General features: G+C 67.1%; 1 protein-coding gene. It reads right to left on the bottom strand.

Going from position 1 to position 277, the window contains the following annotated elements; genetic code table 11:
* Positions 1-277 (bottom strand): hypothetical protein (locus tag RMT89_RS42725; protein WP_315889150.1); only part of this gene is annotated, 277 nt, incomplete at both ends.

A 277-nucleotide genomic window follows, 5' to 3' on the forward strand; every position in this document is an offset into this window, starting at 1 on the left:
GTCGGCCGCGCCTTGCTCTTGCTCCTGGCGGTATCGACGGTCGTGTCGCCGACCTCGTCGGCAAGCGCCTTGTCGCGCTCGAGCAGGCGGCGCGCGACATAGTCGGTCGCGGCCTCCACCATGCGCGGCACGCTGTCGCTCTCGATGATCACCTTGCGGCCGTAGCGCGTGTCCTGGATCAGCCGGTAGGTGCGCGCATCGCGCCCCATCTCGATGAAGCCGATCATATCGAGGAAAAGCCGCGGGTTGAGGCCGGGCATCAGGCCGAAGTCGAAGA

The organism is Streptomyces sp. P17 (genome assembly GCF_032436805.1).
In the GTDB taxonomy this organism is placed as follows: domain Bacteria; phylum Actinomycetota; class Actinomycetes; order Streptomycetales; family Streptomycetaceae; genus Streptomyces.